This is a genomic window from Campylobacter felis, from assembly GCF_030250085.1.
In the GTDB taxonomy this organism is placed as follows: domain Bacteria; phylum Campylobacterota; class Campylobacteria; order Campylobacterales; family Campylobacteraceae; genus Campylobacter_D; species Campylobacter_D upsaliensis.
The window spans coordinates 33917-59821 of sequence record NZ_JANURX010000005.1; the positions used below are offsets into that span (position 1 = coordinate 33917).

At 34.9% G+C, this 25905-nt stretch carries 26 protein-coding genes, 1 tRNA gene and 1 pseudogene; 5 read left to right on the forward strand and 23 right to left on the reverse strand.

The genetic code is table 11. From position 1 onward, the window contains the following. Positions 1-56: 56 nt before the first annotated feature. From NYG92_RS04010 to NYG92_RS04020, 3 genes and pseudogenes are all read left to right on the forward strand, one after another. On the forward strand, positions 57-656 hold the full coding sequence (locus NYG92_RS04010) for a bacteriohemerythrin (RefSeq protein ID WP_270976701.1): 600 nt from the start codon (positions 57-59) through the stop codon (positions 654-656). A gap of 12 nt (positions 657-668) precedes the next feature. After that, positions 669-914 (forward strand): annotated as a pseudogene (locus NYG92_RS04015) (ribbon-helix-helix protein, CopG family); the annotation flags it as partial. Between the two features lie 177 nt (positions 915-1091). After that, the gene (locus NYG92_RS04020; RefSeq protein ID WP_289233600.1) at positions 1092-5177 is read left to right on the forward strand and encodes a restriction endonuclease subunit S; all 4086 of its coding nucleotides are present in this window, start codon (positions 1092-1094) and stop codon (positions 5175-5177) included. A gap of 39 nt (positions 5178-5216) precedes the next feature. Here the strand turns inward: NYG92_RS04020 and glpQ are convergent, their stop codons facing one another. Further along, complete coding sequence (gene glpQ / locus NYG92_RS04025; protein WP_289233601.1) at positions 5217-6260, reverse strand: glycerophosphodiester phosphodiesterase; 1044 nt, start codon at positions 6258-6260, stop codon at positions 5217-5219. Positions 6261-6303: 43 nt separating this feature from the next. After that, positions 6304-7626 carry an esterase-like activity of phytase family protein gene (locus NYG92_RS04030; RefSeq protein WP_289233602.1) on the reverse strand — a complete coding sequence of 441 codons (1323 nt, stop codon included), beginning with the start codon at positions 7624-7626 and terminating at the stop codon, positions 6304-6306. 268 nt (positions 7627-7894) lie between these two features. Here NYG92_RS04030 and NYG92_RS04035 point away from each other — a divergent pair. Beyond that, positions 7895-7969, forward strand: a tRNA-Asn gene (locus NYG92_RS04035). An 85-nt stretch (positions 7970-8054) separates the two neighbouring features. On the opposite strand, the gene NYG92_RS04040 is transcribed toward NYG92_RS04035, so the two are convergent. From NYG92_RS04040 to NYG92_RS04120, 17 genes are all read right to left on the reverse strand, one after another. Further along, entirely contained in the window at positions 8055-8387 is a 333-nt protein-coding gene (locus NYG92_RS04040; protein WP_270976709.1) for a Spx/MgsR family RNA polymerase-binding regulatory protein, read from the reverse strand. After that, the gene (locus tag NYG92_RS04045) at positions 8384-9727 is read right to left on the reverse strand and encodes a class II 3-deoxy-7-phosphoheptulonate synthase (protein ID WP_027303745.1); all 1344 of its coding nucleotides are present in this window, start codon (positions 9725-9727) and stop codon (positions 8384-8386) included. Before NYG92_RS04045 ends, NYG92_RS04040 begins: the two co-directional genes overlap by 4 nt. 53 nt (positions 9728-9780) lie before the next feature. Next, a complete protein-coding gene (rplS, locus tag NYG92_RS04050; protein WP_004277412.1) occupies positions 9781-10137 on the reverse strand; it encodes a 50S ribosomal protein L19 in 357 nt (118 codons plus the stop codon). A 9-nt stretch (positions 10138-10146) separates the two neighbouring features. Further along, on the reverse strand, positions 10147-10851 hold the full coding sequence (trmD, locus tag NYG92_RS04055) for a tRNA (guanosine(37)-N1)-methyltransferase TrmD (protein ID WP_004277413.1): 705 nt from the start codon (positions 10849-10851) through the stop codon (positions 10147-10149). Continuing rightward, entirely contained in the window at positions 10848-11378 is a 531-nt protein-coding gene (gene rimM, locus NYG92_RS04060; protein WP_270966138.1) for a ribosome maturation factor RimM, read from the reverse strand. Before rimM ends, trmD begins: the two co-directional genes overlap by 4 nt. Beyond that, positions 11371-11613 (reverse strand): KH domain-containing protein, encoded by a 243-nt coding sequence (locus NYG92_RS04065; protein ID WP_004277415.1) that lies wholly within the window; start codon positions 11611-11613, stop codon positions 11371-11373. The genes rimM and NYG92_RS04065 overlap by 8 nt, the downstream gene beginning before the upstream one ends. A 2-nt stretch (positions 11614-11615) precedes the next feature. Further along, positions 11616-11843, reverse strand: coding sequence for a 30S ribosomal protein S16 (gene rpsP, locus NYG92_RS04070; RefSeq protein ID WP_270976711.1), 228 nt, complete (start codon positions 11841-11843; stop codon positions 11616-11618). Between the two features lie 62 nt (positions 11844-11905). Continuing rightward, positions 11906-13243 carry a signal recognition particle protein gene (ffh, locus tag NYG92_RS04075; protein WP_270971763.1) on the reverse strand — a complete coding sequence of 446 codons (1338 nt, stop codon included), beginning with the start codon at positions 13241-13243 and terminating at the stop codon, positions 11906-11908. A gap of 62 nt (positions 13244-13305) precedes the next feature. Continuing rightward, positions 13306-14058 carry a pseudouridine synthase family protein gene (locus NYG92_RS04080; protein WP_289233603.1) on the reverse strand — a complete coding sequence of 251 codons (753 nt, stop codon included), beginning with the start codon at positions 14056-14058 and terminating at the stop codon, positions 13306-13308. After that, the gene (waaA, locus tag NYG92_RS04085; RefSeq protein WP_270976715.1) at positions 14039-15184 is read right to left on the reverse strand and encodes a lipid IV(A) 3-deoxy-D-manno-octulosonic acid transferase; all 1146 of its coding nucleotides are present in this window, start codon (positions 15182-15184) and stop codon (positions 14039-14041) included. The genes NYG92_RS04080 and waaA overlap by 20 nt, the downstream gene beginning before the upstream one ends. Then, entirely contained in the window at positions 15181-15903 is a 723-nt protein-coding gene (locus tag NYG92_RS04090; RefSeq protein WP_289233604.1) for a zinc ribbon domain-containing protein, read from the reverse strand. The genes waaA and NYG92_RS04090 overlap by 4 nt, the downstream gene beginning before the upstream one ends. 10 nt (positions 15904-15913) lie before the next feature. Next, on the reverse strand, positions 15914-16639 hold the full coding sequence (locus NYG92_RS04095) for a Nif3-like dinuclear metal center hexameric protein (protein ID WP_289233605.1): 726 nt from the start codon (positions 16637-16639) through the stop codon (positions 15914-15916). Beyond that, a complete protein-coding gene (gene glyQ, locus NYG92_RS04100; protein ID WP_289233606.1) occupies positions 16626-17489 on the reverse strand; it encodes a glycine--tRNA ligase subunit alpha in 864 nt (287 codons plus the stop codon). Before glyQ ends, NYG92_RS04095 begins: the two co-directional genes overlap by 14 nt. Then, positions 17486-17983, reverse strand: coding sequence for a DUF3972 domain-containing protein (locus NYG92_RS04105; RefSeq protein WP_082200123.1), 498 nt, complete (start codon positions 17981-17983; stop codon positions 17486-17488). Before NYG92_RS04105 ends, glyQ begins: the two co-directional genes overlap by 4 nt. Next, the gene (gene purE / locus NYG92_RS04110) at positions 17984-18478 is read right to left on the reverse strand and encodes a 5-(carboxyamino)imidazole ribonucleotide mutase (RefSeq protein ID WP_082200124.1); all 495 of its coding nucleotides are present in this window, start codon (positions 18476-18478) and stop codon (positions 17984-17986) included. Continuing rightward, positions 18475-19731, reverse strand: coding sequence for a peptidase U32 family protein (locus NYG92_RS04115; protein ID WP_289233607.1), 1257 nt, complete (start codon positions 19729-19731; stop codon positions 18475-18477). The genes purE and NYG92_RS04115 overlap by 4 nt, the downstream gene beginning before the upstream one ends. After that, the gene (locus NYG92_RS04120; protein ID WP_270976723.1) at positions 19728-20429 is read right to left on the reverse strand and encodes a chemotaxis protein; all 702 of its coding nucleotides are present in this window, start codon (positions 20427-20429) and stop codon (positions 19728-19730) included. The genes NYG92_RS04115 and NYG92_RS04120 overlap by 4 nt, the downstream gene beginning before the upstream one ends. A 185-nt stretch (positions 20430-20614) precedes the next feature. Between NYG92_RS04120 and glnA the strand changes: the two genes are divergently transcribed. Further along, complete coding sequence (gene glnA, locus NYG92_RS04125; RefSeq protein WP_289233608.1) at positions 20615-22045, forward strand: type I glutamate--ammonia ligase; 1431 nt, start codon at positions 20615-20617, stop codon at positions 22043-22045. 65 nt (positions 22046-22110) lie between these two features. On the opposite strand, the gene NYG92_RS04130 is transcribed toward glnA, so the two are convergent. From NYG92_RS04130 to groES, 4 genes are all read right to left on the reverse strand, one after another. After that, positions 22111-22716 (reverse strand): thiamine phosphate synthase, encoded by a 606-nt coding sequence (locus NYG92_RS04130; protein WP_004277426.1) that lies wholly within the window; start codon positions 22714-22716, stop codon positions 22111-22113. Then, positions 22706-23842 (reverse strand): 2-iminoacetate synthase ThiH, encoded by a 1137-nt coding sequence (gene thiH / locus NYG92_RS04135; RefSeq protein ID WP_289233609.1) that lies wholly within the window; start codon positions 23840-23842, stop codon positions 22706-22708. Before thiH ends, NYG92_RS04130 begins: the two co-directional genes overlap by 11 nt. Positions 23843-23939: 97 nt before the next feature. Further along, positions 23940-25577 (reverse strand): chaperonin GroEL, encoded by a 1638-nt coding sequence (gene groL, locus NYG92_RS04140; RefSeq protein ID WP_289233610.1) that lies wholly within the window; start codon positions 25575-25577, stop codon positions 23940-23942. A gap of 10 nt (positions 25578-25587) precedes the next feature. Then, on the reverse strand, positions 25588-25848 hold the full coding sequence (gene groES, locus NYG92_RS04145) for a co-chaperone GroES (protein WP_270976727.1): 261 nt from the start codon (positions 25846-25848) through the stop codon (positions 25588-25590). Positions 25849-25905: the final 57 nt, after the last annotated feature.

The window sequence follows — 25905 nt, forward strand, 5'->3', positions numbered from 1 at the left end:
ATTCATTTTTATTTAAATAAATTTATAATCTTACAAATTTATTTAAAGGAGTCGTTATGCTTCCAAAATGGGACGATAGCTTTAGCGTTCATAACGCCAAAATAGACAAACAGCACAAAAAACTTTTTGAATTAGCTGCTAAAGTCGAAATGGTATCGGATAAAGCCGTAAGTAAAAACGATGTCAAAGATTTACTTGCGGAATTTTTCAATTATATGAAGGATCATTTTAACGATGAGGAAAAATATATGCAACTTATCAACTACCCAGAACTTGAGGCACATCGCAAAATTCATAAAGAAATTATCCAAACAATGATTAATCTCATTAAGGACATTAAATCCACAAACGATCTTAAAGAAAAGCTTTATATAGTCGCTAAAAAATGGCTTTTGGAGCATATCTTGTATGAAGATATGAAAGTGCAAAAATGGCGAAGTGCAGGTATAAGTGATGATGGTGGCGGTGAAGTAAGCTTTGAGTTAAGCGAAGATGAAGATGCGGACAAGGAGCAAATTTATCTTTATATCTGCGACTGCGAGGGTAAAATTCACGATGTGCCTTATGCGATTCATCAAAAAATGGAACTTCAAGGCAAAAAATTCATTTGTAAAAACTGCAAACAAGCAATTCGTTTCCATAAAATACAATCTTAAGAAAGGATAAAAATGAAAACTAAAATGACAAATTACTCTCTTAAACTCTCTCCTACACTTAAAGAAAGGCTAGACGCTTTAAGTAAAAATCTCTCCAAACCAAAGTCAGCCATAGTGCGTGAGGCTATCGAGGCTTATTTAAATGAAATCGAAGACTTTTCTAGTGCCGTCAATGCTTTGGAGGAATTAAAGGACGGAGATTACAAAAAAGCAAGCAAAAAAATCGATAAGCTAGTAAAAAATCTCAAAGAAACAGAAAAAGAAGAGGAAATGGTCGATTTTGACTTTGCTGTAAAAGCCTTAGAGGAATTAAAGGACGGAGATTACAAAAAAGCAAGCAAAGAAATCGATAAAATCGTCAAAAACCTTAAAAATACAAAATAAGCTACCTGAAGGTAGCTTCATCATCTTCATTTAATAAACATAAGGCTAAAAATGATTACACAGCAAAATTTAAAAGAAGTGTTAGAGATTTTGGGATTTGAAGCTCTCTCTGCGGGGGTGGGGGAATCTAAAAAGCTTAATTCTAAACACACAAATATCTACACAAAGACCATAAACTCTTACATAATGCAAGTAGATTTTGCCAAGCAAAAGCTCATTTACCCGCAAGGCATAAAAATCAATGACACCACGACTTCAAACTTCTCTCACCCTGAAAATTTTGTCGTCTTTGAATGCGTGCATAGACTGCTAGAAAAGGGCTATAAAGCAGAGTCTTTAGAGCTAGAGCCAAAGTGGCAGCTAGGCAGAGAAGCAAAAAGTGGCAAAGCCGATATTTTAGTGCGTGATAATAAAAATGCCCCCTATCTCATCATAGAGTGCAAAACCGCAGGGGAAACTAGCAAAAGCGAATTTAGCAAAGAATGGGAGAGAATGCAAAATAATGGCGGACAGCTTTTTAGCTATTTTCAGCAAGAAAAAGCTACAAAATTCCTATGCCTTTACACCAGCGATTTAGAAGCAGAATCTAAAAGCATAAAATATCAAAATTACATTATCCAAGCCTTTGATAATGATGAATACTTACAAGAAAACGGGCTAGAAAAATCCTACAAAAAAGCAAGCAATAACACCGAGCTTTTTACAGTGTGGAAAGAAAGCTATGAGCGTCAATCTTTCACGCAAGGCATTTTTGAAAATGATGTGAATGCTTATAAAATTTTAGAGCTAACCCCCACTTTTTCTAATCTACAAGAGCTAAAAGAAAAGGATAAACACCACGAGTTTGCTAAGATTTTACGCAAACATAATATTTCAGGCAAAGAAAATGCCTTTGATAAACTTGTAAATATCTTTCTTTGTAAAATCTATGATGAAAGCTTTAATAAAAACAATCTCAAATTTGGCTATTTTGGCGTTATGGCAGATAGCTATGCGAGTATGCAAGATAGGCTAATGCTCCTTTACAAAGAAGCGATGAGTGAGTTTTTAGGCGAAGAAATTACCTTTGTCTCTAATGATGATATAGAAAAAGCCTTTAAAAAACTCCACGCAACAGATTTAAAAGCACAAATACAAAAGCATATCAAAGAGCTTAAATTCTACTCCAACAACGACTTTGCCTTTTTAGAAGTGCATAATAAAGAGCTTTTCTTACAAAACGCCCTAGTGCTAAAAGAAATCATCGAGCTTTTTGCCCCCTACAAACTCACGCAAAATTCCACCAATCAATTCTTAGGCAATCTTTTTGAGCTTTTTTTACAAAAGGGTATGAAGCAAGATGAAGGGCAGTTTTTCACCCCGATTCAAATTTGTGAGTTTATTATGTATGCCTTACCGCTAGATTCTATGCTAAGTTCTAAGCCTTTAAAAGTGCTTGACTTTGCTTGTGGGGCTGGGCATTTTCTAAACACTTATGCAAATGAGCTTAAACGCTACGCCACGCAGGATTTACAAGAGCATTACAAACAAATTTATGGCATTGAGAAAGAATACCGCTTAAGTAAAGTGGCAAAAGTCTCTTCTGCAATGTATGGACAAAATGAAATCAATATCCTTTACGCAGACGCCCTTGCCACACACGAGCTAGAAAATCCCAAAACAGACAGCGGAAATAAGCAAAAGCCCCAAATCAATAACCACAGCTTTGATTTACTTATCGCTAATCCCCCTTATTCTGTCAAGGGCTTTTTAGAGACCTTAAGTGCTAAATCCAAAAAAACCTACACGCTTTTTACTAATGAGATAAATATAGAGACAAACAACGCTATTGAATGCTTTTTCATAGAGAGGGCAAATCAGCTTTTAAGAGACAATGCCAAAGCCGCCATTATCCTACCAAGCTCTATTTTAAACAAAGATGGCATTTATAAAAGCACAAGAGAGATATTGCTTATCAATTTTGACTTCATCGCTATCGTGGAGCTAGGCAGCGGGACTTTTGGAGCGACAGGCACAAATACCATTATTTTATTCTTACGCAAAAAGGAAAATTTCACACCAGAAAACGCAACCATTTCGCAAGATTATAGCAATATCAAAAACTACATAGAAAGCGGACATTTATCACAAAATGAGCCTTATAAAGACTACACAAACGCCTTTAATGCGTATTGTGATTTTAGGGGCTTTGATAAAGGGGAGTATGAGAGCTTTTTAAATGGAAGTTTAGAATCTTATCCATTTGGGTGGGTGCAGGGCGTAGGGGTGCAAAATAGTAAAAACGCTAAAAGCACAACACAGCTTTTAGAGCTAGATACCTTTAAAGAATACCACGCCGCCTTTAAAGAAACAAGCGAGTATAAAAAGCTGCTAGATTCTAAAGCCTATAAAGATTCTAAAGACAAAGACACCTTAGCATACAACGCCTTTTTAGCCTACGCAAGAGCGATAGAAAAAGATAAATTACTCTATTTCTCTCTAGCTCTCAATCAAGCCCCTATCATCATCAAAGCCCCAAGTGATAACAAAGAGCAGAAAAAATTCTTAGGCTATGAGTGGAGTAATCGCAAAGGCGATGAAGGCTTAAAAGAGCTACATAGCCCCTACCTTAGCCCCCTTTTTGAAAGGGATAATCCGCATAATCCAAACAAACTAGCCTACCTTATCCGCCAAGCGTTTGTATCTACCGATATGGGTGAGGTGCGGGGTTTAGGGCGCGAAAAAGCATCTCAAATAGAATCTAATCCTATCCCGCAAGACTTAAGCCCCTATGCTTTTAAAGCAAAACTCATAGATATGCTAGACTTTAGCAAAGTGGATTTTAATAAGGCGATAAGTCTAAATCCTACAAATTCACAAGGCGAGGGCAAAACACAAAATCCTTTTGAAAATTCTAAATTTGAGTTGGTGAAAATTGGCGAAATCATTTTAGAAAATCCAAAATCTAAAATCCAAGTGAGAGAGGCAAAAGAGAATACAACAGGAATTTATCCATTTTACACAAGCGGGACAAATATTTATCGCTATGATGAATCTTTAATAAGTGGCGAAAATATTTATTTATCCACAGGCGGCAATGCTATCGTGCAATTTTATAATGGCGAAAGTGCATATTCTACCGACACTTATGTAATAAAAGCAAATGCTAAAATGCTTACCAAATTTCTTTTTTACATTTTACAAATGCAACAAAACTACATTAACACATTTTTATTTAAAGGCACAGGATTAAAGCATTTACAAAAACAAGATTTTAAAAATCTAAAAATCCCCTTGCCACCTTTAGAGATTCAAAAGCAAATCGTAGCAGAGTGTGAAAAAATAGAAGAGCAGTATAACACCATAAGAATGAGTATAGAAAAATACCAAGAGTTAATTCGTGCGATTTTAGTCAAATGCGGCATTATTGCAAATACTGATGAATCTATCGGGGGGGCAACTAGCCGCTTAATTGCTTCCTTGCTAGATTCTATCCAAGAGCTAGAATCTAAGCTAGATTTTGATAACAATAACACCTTAGATTTTAAAACCCTTTTAGCTTCACTCCCCACCCCACCAGCACAGGGCTGGGATACAAAAAAATTACAAGAAATCGCAAATATTTCAAGGGGAGCATCGCCTAGACCTATCAATGAATTTTTAACGCAAGATTCTAATGGGGTTAATTGGATTAAAATCGGCGATGTGGCAGACAATGCAAAATATATCACACAAACAAAAGAAAAAATTACTCCACAAGGAGCAGAAAAATCAAAATTTGTTAAGGTTGGGGATTTTATTTTGTCAAACTCAATGAGTATAGGCAGACCTTATATCTTAAAAATAGATGGTTGCATACACGATGGTTGGTTGCTTTTATCAAATATAGATAGGACAATTAGCAAGGAATTTTTATATTATGCTTTAATCTCAAGCGACACGCAAAAACAATTTAAAGAAAAAGCTAGTGGAATGGTAGTGGAAAACCTAAAGATTGATTTAGTCAAAAGTGTAAAAATCCCCCTCCCGCCCCTTGAAGCACAGGAAAAAATCGTAAGTGCTATTGAAAGAATAGAACTTACAATAAATGTCGCAAAAGAACGAAAAGAAACATTTCAAAGCAAAATTTCAAGCTATATTCAGAATGCTTTGTGTTAATTTATCGTCCCTGCTAGAAAGTAAGAAGATAAATTTACTTCATCTTACTTTCCTCAAAAATTCCAAGCCCAAATCAGGAAAATCCGTAAAAACTCCATCAGCCCCAGCCTTAAATAAAATAGCATCAAAAAGCTCATCAGCAGACTTAGCCCAGCTTGGAAGTGCGTCCGCTCTAACGGTGTAAGGATGCACCTTTATATTATACTTATGAGCGTTTTTAACAAAGTCATTTGGCACAATTTTATGATTTTTAAGCTCCCTTTCATCAAAGAGTAAAACATAGGTTGGTCCTAAGCCATCGACAATTTTTGAAATTTCAGCATAATTTTTAATATTTAGAAGATAAGAAAAATCATAATTTTGCCATTTGCCATTTTTAAATTCAAAAGTTTCCTCCCACTCATTTAAGCCTATAAGCCCAACAAGTTTAATATCCATACCCATTTGTGGTAATAACTCCTTTTTCACACGCACTAAATCCGGATAATCAAAGCTTTGAAAATAGACTTTAGAATCTTTATCTGTGTAGCCATATTTTTTAAGCACTTCTAAGGTAAGTTTTGAAATGTCCTTACCTTCTTGCTTGTGAAACCAAGGGCGTTTTGTTTCTACATAAATACCTACATTTTTATTAAGTGTTTTGTTAAGTCCTTGAATAAGCTCTATTTCTTCCTCAAGAGTGTTAATTGTAAAATCTGCCTTTTTAGTTGGGAAGCGTTTAGGATAAACATTAACACTATCATTTTCCCCTTTAAAACCCTCACTCATTTTTAAGCTTTTAAGCTCATCTAAAGTAAAGTCAATCACATAATAATGTCCATCTTTACGCTTTCTATCTGGGAATTTTTGTGCCACATCACTTGTTTTATCCAAATATAAATCGTGAATCACAACTAGGCGATCATCTTTACTTAAAACCACATCTTGCTCAATATAAGGCACACCTTGTGCAAAGGCTAAAACTTTACTCTCAAGTGTATGTTCTGGTAGATACGCGCTAGCACCTCTGTGTGCGATGATAAGCTTATCGCTTGCGAATAGATTAAGTCCTAAAAATATTAGGACAAAAGTAAATTTTTTCATTTTTTCTCCTTTAATAATCGCTAAAAATCGTTAAATTATCCAATTATTTAGCCTTTAAAAATTCCTCAACTTCTAGCAAAATTACCTCATTATCATCAGGCACAAAAGGCTCTCTACTTGCTGAAAAAGGGAAATTATTATCATTTGCTACAACAATATGTTTCTCATCTACAATATCCACATTTTCGATAGTAAAGAAAGGAAAGACAAATTTATTATTAACTAAAGGCTTTTTGGCAATTTTATTTGTATCATTAATATTCATAAGATCAATATAGGCAATTTTTTGCGCTACGCCTTTTTCATCGTCAAGCTTAATTTTGTAAATCCTTTTAAATTTGGCAGGATTTTTAAAGCAAAATTTTGTTTCTTGATTTTTACAAGCCTTATCCATAGTGCCTTCGGTGTCATCGCGTTCTATGATTAAGCCATATTTTTCATCTATCATATTAAAATCACCAATAGAGTGTGCATTACTTTCTAGCGTGTATGTGTAGCTTTTATCCGTAAATTTTCTAGCCTTAATGTCAAATTCTAAAATTCTTAAGAAATTTTTACCACCCTTATTTTCATATTTGCCATTTTTAAACACCGCATATTCTAACATAGGATAAAGCTTGGTTTTATCCTTAGAGCTAGCCATAGCTTCAAAGCCTTTAGAACGCTTGATGTTAGCTTTGTTTTCTTGGATATCTGGATTTGAAAGTTGTAAATTTGGATGATCGGGTGATAAAAGCGATTCTTTATTGAGATTTACATCAAACACTTCTTTTAAAGTGCCTTTTTCATCAAATTCTAATAAAAAAGGACCAAATTCATCACCTACCCAAAAACTCTTATCTATAATTTGAAAACTTTCAGGGTCTATATCAGCTCCTGTTAAATACCTACTTTTAGTGCTTTCAAGATTTATAAGATAAGGAAATTTTTTATTTTTATCATTAAAGAAAATAGTTTTAAGATGCTTATAAGAGCCTTTTTTGAAATCAAATTCATAATTGTGAATAAAGGTCATAGAATCTGGTGAATTTTTCTTAGTCCCTAAGCCATTATCGCTTAAAAGCCAAAAGTTATTATCATTTATAAATTTAATCCCGCTATGTCCTTGCAAAGCCTGTTTTTTAAAGGGGATTTTAAAGGCATTAGGCATTTCTTCTTCTGTGTAATTTGCATTAAATGTGCCCAAGTTTTCATTTCTTGTTGTGCGTAAAAACTTCCCCGTGCTTTGCAGAAACTCTGGTGCATCTTTAGGTGCATCAATAAAATTTTCCGCTGGGATAACGATGTGTCCTGCTAAATTTGCCTCATACTCATTTGCAGCAAATAAAACGCTACATAAACATAAAGAACCTACAATTTTTTTCATTTTTATCCTTTTTATTTATTTAACTTTTTGTCAAAATGCTTGAAATTTAAAAATTTTCCAACATTTTGCAATCAGCTTTTGAGGATTATAAATTATTCTTGTGTGTAAAACATATGAAGCGCGTAAAATCTCTGTAAAATTTCCAAATTTTAAACCAATTAAGCAAGAAAGTCCATTTAAAATAAAATATAATGCGATATTTTTTATATTTTATAAAATTTTCTTGACTTTTTTCGTATTTTTCACTAGAATCACATTTTTGATTTGTTCCGGATTAGCTCAGCGGTAGAGTAGTCGGCTGTTAACCGATTGGTCGTAGGTTCGAATCCTACATCCGGAGCCACTTTTAAGATCCCCACTCCCACCAAACACAGAGCATATTTTCAGAGCCTTATCTAAGATTAAGCAATATTAACTTCAAAAATTACTTAAGAAATTAAATTTTCATACTCTTTGGCGATGTAAATTTGCCCCCTATATTCTATCACGGGGCGTTTTATAAGACTTGGAGTCTCTAAAATCATCTTCTTTAATTCTTCTTTGGCTAAAGCGTTCATTTTTTCTTTATTAAGATTTAATTTTCTAGCACTTGTGCCCGAGAGATTTAGAAGATCTTTAATTTCTCTTTTTTCAAGCCAAGAATTTAAAATGTCTTCATCGATTTTTTTAATATCCAAAAACTCAAATTCTACACCCTTAGCTTTTAAAAATTCCATAGCCTTTTTAACGCTACCACAATTTTTAATGCCATAAAGTTTCAATTTCTTGCCCTTTTAAGCAAATCCGCTATCAAAAAAGCAAGCTCTAAGGCTTGATCGGCGTTAAGTCTTGGATCGCACTGAGTTTCGTAGCGATTTTGTAAATTTTGTGCCGTTACATTACTAGCACCTCCCGTGCATTCAGTAACATCTTGCCCAGTCATCTCCAAATGCACTCCACCCGGATACACTCCCTCACTTATAGCCACTTCAAAGAAATAACGCACTTCTTGCATAATTTTATCAAATTCACGCGTTTTAAAATCCCCCACTTTCACCGTATTTCCGTGCATAGGATCAATGCTATAAATTAAATTTAACCCCTCTTTTTTTAATTCCTTAAAGATACTTGGTAAATTTGAGGCAATTTTATCCGCACCCATACGAACAATAATATTAAGCCTTCCCTCTTCATTATTAGGATTAAGTTTATTTGAAAGATTTATAATATCCTGTGCTTTAGCATTTGGACCGATTTTAACGCCTAAAGGATTTTTCACACCACTTAAAAAATGTACATGTGCCCCATCAATTTCGCGTGTTCTTTCGCCTATCCAAAGCATATGCGCTGAACAATCATAAAAATCTCCGCTTAAACTATCCACACGCGTCAAAGCCTCTTCATAAGGTAAAAGCAAAGCCTCATGAGAAGTATAAAGCGAAACTTCTCTTAAATTTGGAGTATTATTTGCATTAATACCGCAAGCCTCCATAAAGGCTAAAGCGCTAGAAATTTTTTCACTTAAATCCTCATATTGCTTATGCAACTCACTCTTTTTCACAAAACCTAAATTCCAACGCTGAACCTCACGCAAATCAGCCAAACCACCCTTAGCAAAACCTCTTAATAAATTAAGTGTCGTCGCACTTTGATAATAGGCTTCTAACATACGCTTAGGATCGGCAATTCTTGCTTTTTCACTAAACTCAAAGCCGTTAATAATATCTCCACGGTAACTTGGCAAACTCACGCCATTAAGCTCTTCATAATCTGCGCTTCTAGGTTTAGCAAACTGCCCAGCTATACGCCCTATTTTCACCACAGGACAACCACCAGCAAAGGTCAAAACAATCGCCATTTGAAGAAGAATTTTAAACATATCGCGTATATTATTTGCACCGAAATTTTCAAAACTCTCCGCACAATCGCCACCTTGAAGCAAAAAAGCTTCTTTCTTGGCAACCTTAGCCAAGGATTTTTTAAGCTGTCTAACCTCTCCTGCAAAAACAAGGGGTGGTAATTTTTCAAGTCTTTCAAGATTTTCTTTTAAGGTATTTTCACAAGGATAAACCGGATGTTGTTTAATGGGATAGGCTCTCCAAGAATCTCTCCTCCATTGCATTGCAAACTCACTTTAGATAAATAAAAGAGCCATAGAATAGCTCTTTGTAGAAATTATTTTTTAAGCTCTTTAATACGAGCAGCCTTACCGCGTCTATCTCTAAGATAAAAAAGTCTTGCACGACGAACGCGACCGCGTCTTAAAACGCTAATGCTTTCTAAACTTTCACTATAAATAGGAAAAATTCTTTCAACGCCCACATTATTTGCACCGATTTTACGCACCATAAAAGTTTCACTCACTCCACTTCCTCTTCTAGCAATGCAAACTCCTTCAAAATTTTGAATTCTAGTTTTATCGCCTTCTTTGATGCGGATAGCAAGTTTTAAAGTGTCCCCAGCACGAAAATCTGGCACATTTTTACCCTCAATTTGTTTAGCCTCAAACTGCTCTATATATTTGTTTTTCATCGTATTTCCTTAAATTCTGCGTTCATGCTCCAAAAATAAATCGGGACGAAAAAATTTTGTCTTGCAAGACGCTAAAGTGTTTTTTAAAGCCGCAATTTTAGCGTGATTACCCTTTAAAAACACTGAATTAGCATAAAATTTTTTCAAATTTTTCTCAAAAATTAGAGGTTTAGCAAAAGAAGGAGCTTCTAAAAGATGATTTTCAAAACTTTCTTCTTCTAAACTTTGTGAATTTCCAAGCACTCCATTAACATTGCGTAAAATCGCATCACAAAGACAAAGAGCAGGAAGCTCTCCTCCCGTCAAGATAAAATCTCCCACACTAAAAAGCTCATTTGCAAATTCCTCTACCACACGCTCATCTATACCCTCATAACGACCGCAAACAAAAACCAAATTTGACTTTTGACTAAGGCGTTTAGCATCTTTTTGATTAAAATTTTTTGCACTTGGGCTAAGAAATATAAAATGAGAATTGCTCTCTTTTTGACGAATTTGCTCCAAGCACTCAAAAAGTGGAGCTACTTGCATTAAAAGTCCTGCTCCACCACCGATTTTATAATCATCAACTTTTTTATACTTATTTTTGCTAAAGGCTCTAGGATTTTGAAAATCAAGGCTAAAAATGTCCTTATTTAATGCTCTAGCAAGGATGGAATCTTTAAAATAAAATTCTAACAAATGAGGAAATAAAGAAACAAAAGTGATTTTCATGAATTTTCTAAAATATAAAAAGCTTCATTAGAGCATAAAATTTGCTTTTTTTCTATATCAATTTGCAAAATATATTTATCAATATAAGGAATAAAAAAAATCTTAGAAAAACCTTGAGCCGTCAATCTCTCATCGCTTTTAATCTCAAACAAATATCCCCCTCCACTTTCCAAAATATCTTGAACTTGACCTAAAATAATTTGCCCATCTCTTACTTTACAGCCTATAATATCAAAATAAAAAAACTCATCTTTTTTTAATTTGCAAAGCTCTCTTGTTTTTTCTATACTTTGATAAAGCTCCAAATTAACAAGCTCCTTAGCTTTCTCAAGACTTTCGTAGGTGTAAAATAAAACACTTTGACGATTTTTATCATAATCTTTAATAACAAGTTCTCTTTTATTTTTGGTAAAAAAAGTGAGATTTTTTTGAAACTGAGAAGGAAAGTCGCTAAGATTATGCAATTTTAAATAGCCCCTTAGTCCTACACTTCGACCTATCTTAGCGACTAAAACAAATTTACTCAAGGGCTTTTACCGTAACACGATAAGAAATATTCTCCTTACTTTTGCAAGCTGAAATGACCGTTTTAATCGCATTAATCATTTTACCATTTTTACCTATAAGCTTACCCGTATCGTTTTTATCTGTAAAAAGAAAAATTTCGACAAAATTTTCTTCTATTTCCACCCTTTGCGTATCAATTCTTTCAGGATAATCAGCAATAAGTTTGGCATATTCTTTTAAAAAATCTTCAACCATAATTATTTACTTGTAATAGAAGCGACCTTATCGCTAAGTTTAGCACCCACACTCTTCCAATAAGCTAAACGCTCCGCATCAAATTTAATAACTTCAGGTTCAACCATAGGATTATAATAACCTACACTCTCTATCCAACCACCATCACGGCGTTTTCTACTATCAGTTACCACTATACGATAAAAAGGTCTTTTCGTTCTTCCCATTCTTGTAAGTCTAATCACTGTCATTGTGTCTCCTTAAAAATTAAAAATCAATTATAGATACTAAAATTAGTATTTATAAGTGAAATTTAAAACTGCCTGCGTGCTTGATTCATCATAGTCATCAAACTATCCATTCCTTTTTTGCCTGAAAATTTCTTTGCTAATTTAGCCGCATTGCTAAATTGCTTTAAAAATCGATTAACCTCCACTTGTGAAAGTCCAGCACCACTTGCTATACGGCGTTTTCTAGCATTATTTAAAAGACTAGGATTTTCCCTTTCTTTTGGAGTCATAGAGGAAATCATCGCTTTGATATGTAAAATTTCCTTAGAATTATCTAAGTCTAAATCTTTCACACTAGAAGCCACATTAGAAAGTCCCGGTATCATACCAATGAGTGATTTCATACTGCCTAATTTTTTAACACTTTCCATTTGAGTAAGAAAATCATTAAAATTAAAATCGCCTTTCTTAATTTTTTGATTTAATTTTTTTGCTTCCTTTTCGTCAATAATCGCCGCAGTTTTTTCTGCCAAAGTTGCCAAATCGCCCTCACCCATAATGCGACCAACGATCCTATCTGGGATAAAAATCTCCAAATCTGCGACTTTTTCACCCACACCTATAAATCTTAATGGAATATTTACCTGCCTTGCTATGCCAAGTGCCACACCACCTTTAGTATCTGCGTCAAATTTAGATAAAATCACTCCGCTAAGTCCTAAAGCCTCATTAAAGCTTGATGCAGTCTTGACTCCATCTTGACCGCTCATCGCATCAGCGACATAAAAAATTTCATCAGGATTTAAGCTAGTTTTAACTTCCTTTAATTCGCTCATCAAAGCTTCATCAATAGCCAAACGCCCAGCAGTATCGACAAGTAAAACATCAAACAAACCACTCTTAGCCTTTTGCAAAGCTTCTCTTGCAACTTTGATAGGGTTCGTTTCGTTTTCTATGTAAAAAAGTTCAATTTCATTAGCCTCACAAAGCTGCCTTAATTGCTCAACAGCCGCCAAGCGTTGCAAATCGCATGCTGCAACGAGGACTTTTTTATTGCGAAGTTTAAGGTAATTTGCTAATTTTATCGTGCTTGTCGTTTTACCGCCACCTTGCAAACCAACCATTAAAACGATTGTTGGAGGCTTTGAGGAAAATACAAAACCTTGATTTTTACCGCTAATGCTTAAAATTTCTTCTAAATTTTTCTTAATAGCCTCTAAAAACTGCTTTTGTCCTATGCCATTTTTCTTAACATCATCTTCAATTAGGCTTAATAATTCTTTGGTAACTTTATGATGAACATCAGCTTTTAGAAGGGATTTTTTAAGGGTTTCTAAAGCATTTTTTAAGGCTTTTTCATCATCGACAAAACGAAGCTTATTTACAGCACCTTTAAAAGACTCGCTGACAAGTTCAAACACCCCTAAAACCTTTCCTTAATAAAATAAAATCGAAATTATACAAAATTTTTGCTTAAATGGCTTTAAAACTCCAAATTTTTTAGCTCAAAACCAAATTTTGCGAAACTTTCATCTAAATTAGCCTTAAACTCATAGTGTAAAATTTTAAGCTCGTAGCTATGCAAATACATTCTATCTGCTGCTATTTTCCCATACTTTTCATCACCTATAATGGGATGTTTAACAAAAGCAGTATGCACTCTTATTTGATGTGTTCTGCCCGTTTGAATACAAATTTTTGCTAGAGTTTTTTTACCCTGTATCATTAAAGGATTTATAATGCTTAAAGCACTTTGCCCCTCTTTTGCAATTTTGCTAAAGGCGCCATTTTTACCCTTGAGTGTGCGTATAGGCTCATCGACTACAAGCTCCTCAGCCAAAACGCCATCAAGCACAGCTATATAGCTTTTATAAACCCTTTGCTTCCTAAATTCCTCTATACAAAGCTTTTTAAAATCTTCATTTTTACAAAGCAAAATAAGCCCACTTGTTTCTTTATCCAATCTATTCAAAAGTTTAGCCTTAAATTCACTCTCTAACTCCTCGCTAATGTAAGAATAAGGCTTATTTATTGCTAAAATTTTCTCATCTTCAAACAAAATTTGAGGCTTTTTCATCTTAAGCAAATTAAATTTCGTTCCCTCTTTCATCAAAGCCCTAGCAAGGACAATTTTTTTTCCGCGAGAAAAAACCAAGCCCTTATCTATCAAATCCTTAGCTTCTCTATTTGAAATATTTTCTTGCAAAGCAAGTAATTTATAAGCTTTTTCTTGCATTAAGCCCTTCCTCTATCGCATTTTCTATTATGCTTAAGTCTTTATTTTGCGAGATTCTAGCTTTTTTATTTAAATGATGTATCATAGAATTAAGACTTGTCAAATCCTCACAAAAATTGACATTTTCAACTTCTGCAAATAAATTTTCTTGATTATGGATAAAAATACCTGTAATGAGAACATTATTAAAACTTGCCACCTCAATGGGATTATGCCCCCCAATCCCCTCGACAAAAGAACCACCAAGCACGACCACATCACTAATGGCATAAAAATTAATTAATTCTCCCAAAACATCGAGCAATAAAATTTGTCCCTTAAAATCTTCCCATTTTTTTAAATTTGAAAATTTTTCATAAACATAGTGTTGCAATAAATTTTCGACCTCCAAAAAACGCTCTGGGTGTCTTGGAGCGATGATGAGTTTTTCATCTTTTTGCAAACAAATGGCTTTTAATAAAAGCTCTTCTTCGTTTTGATGTGTGCTAGCAAAAATAATAAGTCTTTCTTTTAATTTAGCATAATGCTTACTAGGCTTAATTTCCAAATTTGCTTTAATGTTCTTAAAAATTTTCACATTTTTAGCGCCTAATTGCTCAAGTCTTTGCTTATCTTTCGCGCTTTGAGCAAAAACCTCGTCAATGTAAAAAAAAATCAAGCGGTAAAAAAAAGCGAAACGCAAATAAGCCTTATAAGAATGATTTGAAATTCTAGCGTTAATCAAAAGCACCCTAGCACCTCTTAATTTCGCCATAAAAACAAGCATTAGCCAGTATTCAGCTTCAAAAATAACTAAAACTTCACAACGCTTAAACCAAAAGGGTAGCCAATTTTCAAAAGCTAAAAAATTCACTTTTTTACAAAATTTTTTAGCTTCTTCAAAACCTGTTTGAGTAATGACGCTTATTCTAGAATCAAATTTTTTACTTAAAATCCCCACACTCCTAACCTCTCCCAAAGAACAAGCGTGAAAATGCACTCTAGCTTTTTGGCAAGAATTTTTATAAAGAAAAAACCTCGCCTTTAAGCTTTTTTTATATTTTGTTTTAAAAAATGAAAGAAAAAATAAAGGGACAGCACCTATAAAAAATGCCACCCAAGTGAGAAAATAGTAGGCAATTATCAATTCTTTTTCGCTTCTTCAAGCTCTTTATATAAAATTCTACCACAATGCGGACAAGTTACTATTTCTTCGCCCTTTATCACAGCCAAATAAGTCTTATCATAAATCTTCATAAAGCATCCATAACAAGCTTGCTTTTTAACAGGCACAACAGCAGTATTTTTCGCCCATTTGCGAATTTTTTCATAAAAGCCAAGCACCTTTTGATTCATCTCGCCTACAAGCTTTGTTTTTTTATTATAAATTATCATTCTTTCTTTTTCAAGGCTTGAAATTTGCACATCAATTTCCTTTTTAATTCCCTCCAAATCCGCTTCTTCTTTGGTTCTACTTTCTAACAATTCCTTCTTAAAATGCTCTTTATTTTCTAAAATTTTATCAAGTCGCACAATCTCACCATTAGCCGCATCAAGCTGCTCTTTAGCGATATCTTCCTCTATTTTAAGGGCATTCGCTTCTTTTTCTGTCTTAACTGCACCACTTTTTTTACCAAGCTCCTTAATCTTGGCTGAAAATTCCGCTATATGAGCATTATTTTGTGCTTTTTGCGCTTCAATATCCTTAATCTCCTTATCAGTAGCTACAAGTTCCTCGTTCATCTTAGCTATCCTAGCTTCAGCATCTTTTAAAGTTTTGCTTACGCTACTAATTTTAGGCTCGAAACTATCAATTTCTTGGTCTATTTGCGATAAATGAACTAATTGCTCTAAATATTTATTCATTAAATTTTCCTTAAAAGTATTGAAATGGATTTTTTGAAACTGACATTATAACCTTTAGCGGCAAATTTTGCAAGTATTTCGCTAGGCTTTCGTTAAAATAACGCTCACTTTCATAATGTCCAAGCTCAATCAAGCTTAAATGATTATTTAAAGCCTCAAAAGCTTGATGATACTTAAAATCTCCGCTTAAAAAACAATCCGCTTTTACATTAGGGATTAAATCACCCCCACTACCAGTGCAAATGGCAATTTTCTCAAGTTTTTCCTTGCCACTAAAGCTCATTTTAAGATTTGTTAAATTAAGTCTTTTTTTTACTCTTTCACAAAGCTCATAAAAGTTCAAATTGACATCGACATAAATTAAAAAATCTTCTTGTAAAAATTTTTCAAAACCCAAAATTTCCTTAACAAAATACACATTAAGGTGGCTTAAATCGTAATTTGTGTGCAAAGAAATGAGAGCGATATTTTTCTTAATCATTTCTTTAAGCAAATTTTTAGGATAAGCCATTTCACTTAAATTACGCAAAGGTTTAAAAATTAAAGGATGATGAGTGATAAAAAGCGAATTTTCCTCCGCATTTTTAATCAAATTTTCATCTACATCAAGACTAAGATAAAGCTTGGAAATATCATCATCTAAATTTCCTAGTAAAAGTCCGCTATTATCCCAGCTAGCCTGCTTTTCAAAAGGGCTAAGCTCATTTAAAAAAGCATAAATTTCACTCAGTTTCATTTAAATTTTTCTTATAAATTTCAGCACAGTGCTTAGAAAGTTCGCGAATTTTAAGCATATAATCTTGTCTTTTTGCTACAGAAATTGCTCCCCTTGCGTCAAGAAGATTAAAGGTGTGAGCCGCCAACATACAATAATCATACGCAGGTAGAGCCAAACCCTGCTCTAGCGTGTTTTTACACTCATTATAAGCATTTTGAAATTGCGAATTTAAAAGCTCTATACTGCTTATTTCAAAATTATATTTGCTATACTCATACTCACTTTGCTTATGCACATCGGCGTATTTGATGAGCTGCCCATTAAATTCACTCCATACTATATCATAGACATTTTCAACATTTTGCAAATACATCGCAAGGCGTTCAAGCCCGTAGGTTATCTCCGCACTTACCAAATCCACAGCAATGCCACCAACTTGCTGAAAATAAGTAAATTGCGTAACTTCCATACCATCAAGCCAAACTTCCCAGCCAAGTCCCCACGCCCCTAAACTTGGACTTTCCCAATTATCCTCCACAAAGCGTATGTCGTGGCTTTTTAAATCAAAACCTAAATTTTCAAGGCTTTTTAAATAAAGCTCTTGGATATTATCAGGGCTTGGTTTGATTAAAACTTGAAACTGATAATAAGCACCTAAGCGGTTAGGATTTTCTCCATAACGCCCATCTGTTGGTCTTCTACTTGGTGCGACATAAGCACAAGCCCAAGGCTTTTTACCTAAGCTTCTTAAAAAAGTCGCAGGATGAAAAGTCCCAGCTCCCGCTGGCATATCATAAGGCTGCATAATCGCACAGCCATTTTCCTGCCAAAAATTTTGTAAATTTAGTATCATTTGCGAAAAAGTCATTGTGGTTTTTCCTCTTCTTTAGCCTTGTCGCCATAAATTTCTATGGTTTTATTCCACATTAATTTATATTTTCTTTTCATAAATTCCGCATCTTCTCTTGCGTGTTTTAATTCTTCATTTAAGGTTTCTATAGTTTTTCTATCTGCGTCATAAAGCTCTTGCATAGAATAAAGCGCATCTCTTAAGAATTTATTTTCATTTTTTAAGGCTTCTAAAGTCTCATCTTTAGCGTCTAAAACCTTTTCGTGCAAATTTAAAATTGTGCCTATGGTTTTTTCTACAAAACTCTCTCCCGCTAAAGTCATAGAATTAACCATAGAATTTTGATTTGCTCCGCTTGGCACGACACTAAAAGTGCCTTGATTTGCTTCAATATAAATTTTGTCATCCTCTTCTTTAAAATTTAAAGAACCATTTGCCATCATCCCTTTTACAACATCTTCATTTAAATGCACAAGTTTGCAAAATTCGTCTAATTCTAAATAAGTTTGCATTTATAAAATCACCTCTACGCTTTTAGAATCTTTAATGAGCTTTTCTTCCTTCGCCCTACGCTCTTCTTTGAGAGCCTTAGCTAAATCCTCGTCCCCAATCGCCAAAATTTGAACTGCCAAATAAGCCGCATTCATCGCTCCCGCCTTACCTATGGCTAAAGTTCCTACAGGAATTCCACTTGGCATTTGCACGGTAGAAAATAAAGAGTCCATACTTGCCAAATTTCCCCCACTCATCGGTACTCCCAAAACAGGCTTGGTTGTATAAGCTGCCACCGCCCCTGCTAAGTGTGCTGCCATACCCGCAGCCGCAATGAAAACTTGAGCTCCCTTTTGCTCCGCTTCTTTAATGTATTCTTTAGTTCTTTTTGGACTTCTATGAGCTGAAGTGATGATAAGCTCATATTTAACATTAAAGCCCTCAAGCACTTTCGCCGCCTCGCTCATTATCTCATAATCACTCTTGCTTCCCATTAATATCGCTACAAATTTCATACAATTTCCTTTCTTAAGAAACTAAACTCTGGCACTAAATTTGGCATTTTAATGGCATTTTCATTACCGCTGTGAATTTCTGCGTATTCTTTATTATTTTGACTGAACATTTTTTTAAATTCGACAAAAAATTTGCCCTCTTTTTCATAAACCTTTCCAAGCTCGTTTTCACAAACCTCTATCTTAGAATTTAAAGGACTTAAAATCTCATAAGACTCATTTAAGACAACTTTCCCTTTACACTTAAAAAATTCACCATTTTCCACAAAACCCTGCACCTGATGTGTCCCCTCCTCTATGCTTGTAAGGTGATTTTGTGTATCAACTTTTTCTAAAGGACGCGAGATAAGATAGCCATCTGTAAAACCGCGGTTTTTAAGTGTATGAATTTCTTTTTCATATTTTAAGGCATCAAATTCTCCCCTTAAAACATCTTCGATTGCCATTTTATAAGTGCGTGTAGTAAGTGCGACATAATACTCACTTTTTGTGCGTCCCTCTATCTTAAAAGCACTAATGCAATCTTCCTTCATAATTTTTTCGATATAAGAGCATAAATTTAAATCCTTAGAATTAAAAATATGCGTTCCATTTTCATCTTCTTCTAAGCGAAATAAAACGCCGTTTTCTTTATTTTTAGCAAAAAGCTCGTAAGAAAAACGACAATCATTCGCACAAGAGCCACGATTACTCATTCTACCGCTTTGCACAGAGCTAATTAAACATCGTCCAGAATATGCAAAACACATTGAGCCATGCACAAAGGCTTCTAATTCTATATCGCAATTTTGCTTTAAAAGTTTCGCATCATTTAAACCAAGCTCTCTAGCGATAACTACGCGTTTTGCACCCATTTGCTTATAAACTTTAGCGTCTAAATAATTTAAAACATTAGCCTGTGTGGAGATATGCAGAGGAATTTCTGGGGCTAATTCTCTTACCAAAGCCATAGCCCCTACACTTGCCACAATAAAAGCATTAGGACGCATAGCTTTAAGCTTTAAAATATGCCTTTTAAGCCCCTCAATTTGTCCGCTTAAATGGAAGCCATTAAGCGTTACATAAATTTTCTTACCTTTTGCGTGCGTGTAATTAATCGCTTCTTCAAAACTTTCATAATCAAATTCACGCGCCGTTCTTGAACGCAAGGAAAAATTATTAACTCCAGCATAAACCGCATCAGCTCCATAAGCAAGAGCGATTTTAAGTTTCGTAAAATTTCCAGCTGGAGCAACAATTTCAGGTATTATCATTTCTGCCCTAAAGACGCTATTAATGCCTCTATATCATCGTTACTTACCACATCTGCAGTGCTATCGCCATCGATATGAACAGCCGAACTTACGCGCTTTTTGTCATCAATTTTACCCTCAAATAAAGAACTCATATAGCGACTTAACGCGCGCATTACATTAATGACTCTTTCGATTTTTTGCCTATGGATATCTTGATACTGCATAGCATCCATAGCCATCATCACTTCATCTTGTCCGCTTTGCAAATTTTCACCCATTTCTTTAGTTTTTTCTTTAATATCTTTATTGATTTTCAAAGCTTCGTTAAAACTCTCGACATTAGGAAAACGCTCGGCTAGTTTTGTAAAAATATCGATATTTTTATCAAAAACATGATTTAAATCACTCAACAAAGTCTCAGAATCTGCGAAAAAATTACTAATACTTTCAAGCTTATCCATCATTTCAGTGGCTTTTTCTTCGCTATCTTTTGTAACATCATCAAGCTGATGAACGACCTTATGCTCGGCATTTGGTGGAGGTGGTGGCCAAAGTATGTTAGGATTTGGCTGATACTCGGTAGATTTCATATTTTCAACTATAGCTCCATTTTCACTAATTTCGCTCTCTTCAGTCACACTAGGCTCTTCGCTCGAATTTGGCGAATCAATATCAACATCGCCATTCATTAAGGCATCAAGTTCTTCTTGAGTCATTTTTTTCCTTAATATTAAAATTATTTTGAAATTATAATGCAAATAAATTAAAACTAAAAGACAAAAAATGAAATTTTTATGCAAAAATAAAATTTTCAAATTCATAAAAAAAATTATCTTAATTAAAACTGAATTAAAAATTTTATGATACAATTTTGCAATTCAATTTTAATTAAGGAGAAAATATGGGCAAATTTGTCAATAATATCGAGGAATTTTTTACTTACTGCAAAGAAAATGAAGTCGCGTTTGTGGATTTTCGCTTTACCGATATAATAGGGGTTTGGCATCACATCACTTATAATTTTCACTCTATCAGCGAAGAAACTTTTGAGCTAGGAATTCCATTTGATGGAAGTTCGCTAAAGGGTTGGCAGCCTGTGGATAAATCGGATATGATCTTAAAACCTGACGCTCCAAGTGCCTTTTTAGACCCATTTACAGCAGATCAGACCATTATCGTTTTTTGTGATGTTTATGACATTTATAAGGGGCAAATGTATGAAAAATGTCCGCGTTCCATAGCCAAAAAAGCACTTAATTATTTACAAGAAAGTGGTGTAGCTGATATGGCTTATTTTGGACCTGAAAATGAATTTTTTATCTTTGATAGTGTCAAAATCGTAGATAATGCAAACTGCTCCAAATATGAAGTTGATACTGAGGAGGGTGAGTGGAACGATAATAAAGAATTTGTCGATAGCTACAATACAGGACATCGTCCAAGAAATAAGGGCGGATATTTTCCAGTCGCACCTATTGACTCTTTAGTTGATATTAGAGCGGAAATGGTGCAAACTCTAGAAAAAGTAGGCATTAAAACTTTTGTGCATCATCACGAAGTCGCACAGGGACAAGCTGAAATAGGCGTTCATTTTGGCACTTTAGTCGAAGCAGCTGACAATGTGCAAATTTACAAATATATCGTTAAAATGGTCGCCCATCTTAATGGTAAAACCGCCACTTTTATGCCAAAACCCCTTTATGGCGATAATGGCAGTGGTATGCATGTGCATATGAGCCTATGGAAAAATGGCGTGAATTTGTTTTATGATAAAGAAGGATACGGCGGACTTAGCCAAGATGCTATCCATTACATAGGAGGAATTCTCAAAAATGCAAGAAGTGTTGCCGCTTTTACAAATCCTAGCTCAAATTCCTACAAAAGGATAGTTCCGGGCTTTGAAGCGCCTTGCATTTTAACCTATTCTTGTCAAAACAGAAGTGCAAGTTGTCGTATCCCCTATGGTATGGGGAAAAATTCTGCACGCGTTGAAATTCGCTTCCCAGATAGCACGGCAAATCCTTATCTAGCTTTCGTTTCGCTTTTGATGGCGGGACTTGATGGGATTAAAAATAAGCATATCCCAGTGGGTCCTATGGAGGAGAATTTGTTCGATTTAACTCTAGATGAAGTGCGTGAAAAAGGTATAGAACAACTTCCTCACACTTTAAGAGGAAGTCTAGAAGCACTTATCCGCTACAATAGCTTTTTAAAACCTGTGATGAGTGATCTTTTTATTGATGATTATCAACATCTTAAATTTGCCACTCAAGTATGGCCTGTGGAAGCACGCCCTACGGCTTATGAATTTAAAACCTGCTATTCTTGTTAAAATTCAATCCCACAAAAGTGGGATTATAAAATCCTTAAAACAAATATCATAGAAAAACTTGAAATTTATAGAAATTCCTTTTTGCAAAGTGCGAGGTATTTTTTAGGATTACTCTCACGCATTAATGCCTCTCTCATACAGACTCCAGCGATATTAATATTTTTAAAAAACTTGATATTCTCAGCATTAATCCCACCTATAGCATAAAGTGGTATAGAGCTAAAGCTCAACAAATCTTTCAAAAGCTCTATTCCATAAGGCTTTAAATTTGGCTTACAAGAACTTTTGAAAATATGTCCCACAAAGGCGTGATTTACCTTATAATTAATCGCTTCCAAAAGCTCCTCTTTGCTATGAACGGAAGTGCCTAAAATGTGAAAATATTTTGCTATATTGGACTCTTTTCTAAGTAAGGCTAAGGGGGCTTGAAAATACTTATGCTCTAGCTTTAAGGTGGGTGTTAAATAGCCGTGTAAAAAACAAGTGATTTTATATTTAGTGCAAATTTTTAAAACTTCTTTAGCCAAATCATAGTATTCATACTCACTTAAATCTTTCTCCCTTAGCACAAAAGCGTCTATCTTAGCCTTTGCAAGTTTTTCAACCTGTCTTAGAAAATCATCTTGCACCAAAACTCTATCGCTGATAGCGATGATTTTTCTAACCCACATAAATACTATCACTCATCACGGGCTGAAGTCCCAAATTTCTAAGCTTTTCTAAAATTTCCTCTACGCTTCTACCATCGCTGATTTCAAATTGCTCATCGCCCTTTTTTTCACCAGAATGCTCCCCTATCCCCACGCTAACTCCCGCACTCATCTTACTCACACCAAGTTTAACAGCCTCATCTCTAAAGCCCACCCTTTCACGACTTGAAAGGCTAATGTGTGCAAAGGGCAAAAAAAGTCTATAAGCACATAAAACCTGCAGAAGTCTTTTTTCGCTTACATCTTTGGGTGAAATTTTAGCATTATTAATAATAGGTCTTAAGCGTGGGATAGAAAGCGAAAATTCAGCGTGGGGGTATTTTTGCTGCAAAAAGTGTGCGTGAAGCGCACAAGCTAATGCGTCTTTTCTAAAATCATCAATCCCAAGCAAAGCCCCAAAAGCCACCCCTCTCATACCAGCCATTAGCGCTCTTTCTTGTCCAAAAAAGCGGTATTTAAATACACTTTTTTCTCCAGCTAAATGAATTTTAGAATATTTAGTTTCATTATAAGTTTCTTGAAAAATTGTTACATAATCACAGCCACTTTTATGTAAAAAGGTATATTCATCAACATTCATAGGGTAAATTTCCACGCCTACGACCTTAAAATATTTTCTTGCTAATTCACACGCTCTAGCGATGTATTCTACACTTGCAAATTCTCTACCCTCACCCGTTAGCATTAAAATTTCTTGCAAGCCGCTTTTAGCTATGGCTTGCATTTCCTCTTCAATTTCTTTTTCGCTTAATTTTGCTCTTGTAATTTTATTGCCCTTTTGAAAGCCACAATACACACATTTAGAATTACAAAAATTTGACAAGTAAAGTGGGGTAAATAAAGAAATATTATTACCAAAATATTTAAGTTTAAGTTTTGAAGCTTTGAAAGCCAAATCCTCTATAAATTCCTCAGCAGCCGTGCTTAAAAGGGCTTTTAAATGCTCTATATTAAGATAAGAAGAATTTAAAGCATTGATGACATCGTTGGTTTGATATTTTGCTTCATCATAGCTTTGCATTTCTTTTATAACTTTATCTAAAATATCGCTTTGAATAATTTGCATATGAGGAAGATAATCCATCATTTTCCTTTTGATTTTTAAGGATTGTAACAAAGAAGGGTTAGTGAAATTTAAATGAGAGAATTTGCCCTCAAAAGAGGGCAGGAGCTTAATGGAGGCATTACATCATACCGCCCATTCCTCCCATACCGCCCATAGCACTCATATCAGGCATAGCAGGTTTATCTTCTTTAATCTCGCTAATTGTCGCTTCAGTCGTTAATAGCATAGAAGCCACAGAAACAGCGTTTAATAGAGCCACTCTTTCCACTTTCACAGGGTCAATAATCCCAGCTTTAAACATATCCACATACTCGCCCTTAGCAGCGTCAAAACCGGAATTTTCATCACTACAATTTTCCACGCTATTGACAACCACTCCCGCATCAAAGCCCGCATTTTCTGCGATTTGTCTTAAAGGCGCTCTTAAGGCTCTTTCCACGATAGCCGCACCAATAGCCTCATCACCCTCTAATTTCAACTTAATCTTAGATTTAGCCTTGATAAGTGCCGCACCACCACCGATGACAATACCTTCTTCAACCGCCGCTTTTGTCGCACTTAAAGCATCATCTACGCGGTCTTTTTTCTCTTTCATTTCTGTTTCAGTTGCCGCACCGACTTTAATAAGCGCCACGCCTCCGCTTAATTTCGCAAGTCTTTCTTGTAATTTTTCTCTATCATAATCGCTTGTCGTTTCGGCAATTTGTGCCTTGATTTGATTGACTCTTGCATCGATATTTGCTTTATCTCCAGCACCATTAACGATAGTTGTGTTATCTTTATCGATAATCACGCTAGAAGCTTGTCCCAAATCTTCTATACTTGCACTTTCAAGTGTTCTTCCAAGCTCTTCAGCTATCACTTCACCACCTGTTAAAATAGCAATATCTTCAAGCATAGCCTTTCTTCTATCACCAAAGCCCGGAGCCTTAACAGCACTAATATTTAAAACTCCTCTTAATTTATTGACAACCAAAGTTGCCAAAGCCTCGCCCTCGATGTCTTCAGCGATGATTAAAAGCGGTTTTCCTGTCTTTTGAATTTGCTCTAAAATAGGCAATAAATCTTTTAAACTTGTGATTTTTTTATCAAAAAGCAAAATGTAAGGATTGGAAAGCTCGGCGGTCATTTTATCCGCATTAGTGATAAAATAAGGGCTTAAATAACCTCTATCAAATTGCATACCCTCAACAACACTTAATTCATCATTAATAGACTTTGCCTCTTCCACAGTGATAACGCCGTCTTTTCCAACTCTCTCCATAGCATCAGCTATTAAAGCACCGATTTTTTCATCAGAATTTGCTGAAATTGTCGCTACTTGAGCGATTTCTTTTTTATCTTTAACTTCCCTTGAAAGCTTTTTAAGCTCATCAACAATAGCCTCACAAGCTTTATCCATACCTCTTTTAACCTCGATGGGATTGGCTCCTGCTGTGATATTTCTTAAGCCTTCTTTAAAAATAGCGTGTGCCAAAACAGTCGCTGTTGTCGTGCCATCACCTGCTTGGTCGGCTGTTTTACTTGCCACTTCACGCACTAAAGAAGCACCCATATTTTCAAGATTTTCTTTAAGCTCAACTTCCTTAGCCACACTCACGCCGTCTTTTGTAATGCTTGGTGCGCCAAAGCTTTTTTGAATTAAAACATTTCTACCCCTTGGTCCCATTGTAACCTTTACGGCGTCATTGAGCTTTTTAACGCCTTCATAAAGCTTATTTCTCGCCTCATCTGAAAAAATTATTTCTTTTGCCATTTTTTACTCCTTATTTTAAAATTCCCAAAACATCATCTAAATTCAAAACCAAATATTCGCCATTATCTAGCTTAATCTCTGTGCCACCATACTTGGCAAATACGATTTTATCGCCACTTGTTATATCGCTTACTTCTTTACTTACTGCGACAACTTCTCCCGTCAAAGGTTTTTCTTTAGCATTATCTGGTATAATAATGCCTGAAGCGGTAGTTTTAGTTTCTTCAACTCGTTTAACTAAAACGCGTTTTCCTAAAGGTTGAAAGTTCATTTTGTCCATCCTTAAAATATTGATTTTTAGCACTCTTTAATTTTGAGTGATAAAATC

What these genes read in the sequence shown, in the direction of transcription:
- groL (WP_289233610.1), bottom strand. Translation starts at nt 25,577, where the DNA reads ATGGCAAAAGAAATAATTTTTTCAGATGAGGCGAGAAATAAGCTTTAT.
- NYG92_RS04090 (WP_289233604.1), bottom strand. Translation starts at nt 15,903, where the DNA reads ATGAATAAATATTTAGAGCAATTAGTTCATTTATCGCAAATAGACCAA.
- thiH (WP_289233609.1), bottom strand. Translation starts at nt 23,842, where the DNA reads ATGATGGATTATCTTCCTCATATGCAAATTATTCAAAGCGATATTTTA.
- NYG92_RS04105 (WP_082200123.1), bottom strand. Translation starts at nt 17,983, where the DNA reads ATGCAAACTTATTTAGAATTAGACGAATTTTGCAAACTTGTGCATTTA.
- NYG92_RS04115 (WP_289233607.1), bottom strand. Translation starts at nt 19,731, where the DNA reads ATGATAATACCTGAAATTGTTGCTCCAGCTGGAAATTTTACGAAACTT.
- glyQ (WP_289233606.1), bottom strand. Translation starts at nt 17,489, where the DNA reads ATGACTTTTTCGCAAATGATACTAAATTTACAAAATTTTTGGCAGGAA.
- NYG92_RS04010 (WP_270976701.1), top strand. Translation starts at nt 57, where the DNA reads ATGCTTCCAAAATGGGACGATAGCTTTAGCGTTCATAACGCCAAAATA.
- groES (WP_270976727.1), bottom strand. Translation starts at nt 25,848, where the DNA reads ATGAACTTTCAACCTTTAGGAAAACGCGTTTTAGTTAAACGAGTTGAA.
- NYG92_RS04020 (WP_289233600.1), top strand. Translation starts at nt 1,092, where the DNA reads ATGATTACACAGCAAAATTTAAAAGAAGTGTTAGAGATTTTGGGATTT.
- rpsP (WP_270976711.1), bottom strand. Translation starts at nt 11,843, where the DNA reads ATGACAGTGATTAGACTTACAAGAATGGGAAGAACGAAAAGACCTTTT.
- NYG92_RS04065 (WP_004277415.1), bottom strand. Translation starts at nt 11,613, where the DNA reads ATGGTTGAAGATTTTTTAAAAGAATATGCCAAACTTATTGCTGATTAT.
- NYG92_RS04030 (WP_289233602.1), bottom strand. Translation starts at nt 7,626, where the DNA reads ATGAAAAAAATTGTAGGTTCTTTATGTTTATGTAGCGTTTTATTTGCT.
- trmD (WP_004277413.1), bottom strand. Translation starts at nt 10,851, where the DNA reads ATGAAAATCACTTTTGTTTCTTTATTTCCTCATTTGTTAGAATTTTAT.
- glnA (WP_289233608.1), top strand. Translation starts at nt 20,615, where the DNA reads ATGGGCAAATTTGTCAATAATATCGAGGAATTTTTTACTTACTGCAAA.
- NYG92_RS04045 (WP_027303745.1), bottom strand. Translation starts at nt 9,727, where the DNA reads ATGCAATGGAGGAGAGATTCTTGGAGAGCCTATCCCATTAAACAACAT.
- NYG92_RS04120 (WP_270976723.1), bottom strand. Translation starts at nt 20,429, where the DNA reads ATGACTCAAGAAGAACTTGATGCCTTAATGAATGGCGATGTTGATATT.
- NYG92_RS04095 (WP_289233605.1), bottom strand. Translation starts at nt 16,639, where the DNA reads ATGAAACTGAGTGAAATTTATGCTTTTTTAAATGAGCTTAGCCCTTTT.
- NYG92_RS04080 (WP_289233603.1), bottom strand. Translation starts at nt 14,058, where the DNA reads ATGCAAGAAAAAGCTTATAAATTACTTGCTTTGCAAGAAAATATTTCA.
- rplS (WP_004277412.1), bottom strand. Translation starts at nt 10,137, where the DNA reads ATGAAAAACAAATATATAGAGCAGTTTGAGGCTAAACAAATTGAGGGT.
- purE (WP_082200124.1), bottom strand. Translation starts at nt 18,478, where the DNA reads ATGAAATTTGTAGCGATATTAATGGGAAGCAAGAGTGATTATGAGATA.
- glpQ (WP_289233601.1), bottom strand. Translation starts at nt 6,260, where the DNA reads ATGAAAAAATTTACTTTTGTCCTAATATTTTTAGGACTTAATCTATTC.
- NYG92_RS04130 (WP_004277426.1), bottom strand. Translation starts at nt 22,716, where the DNA reads ATGTGGGTTAGAAAAATCATCGCTATCAGCGATAGAGTTTTGGTGCAA.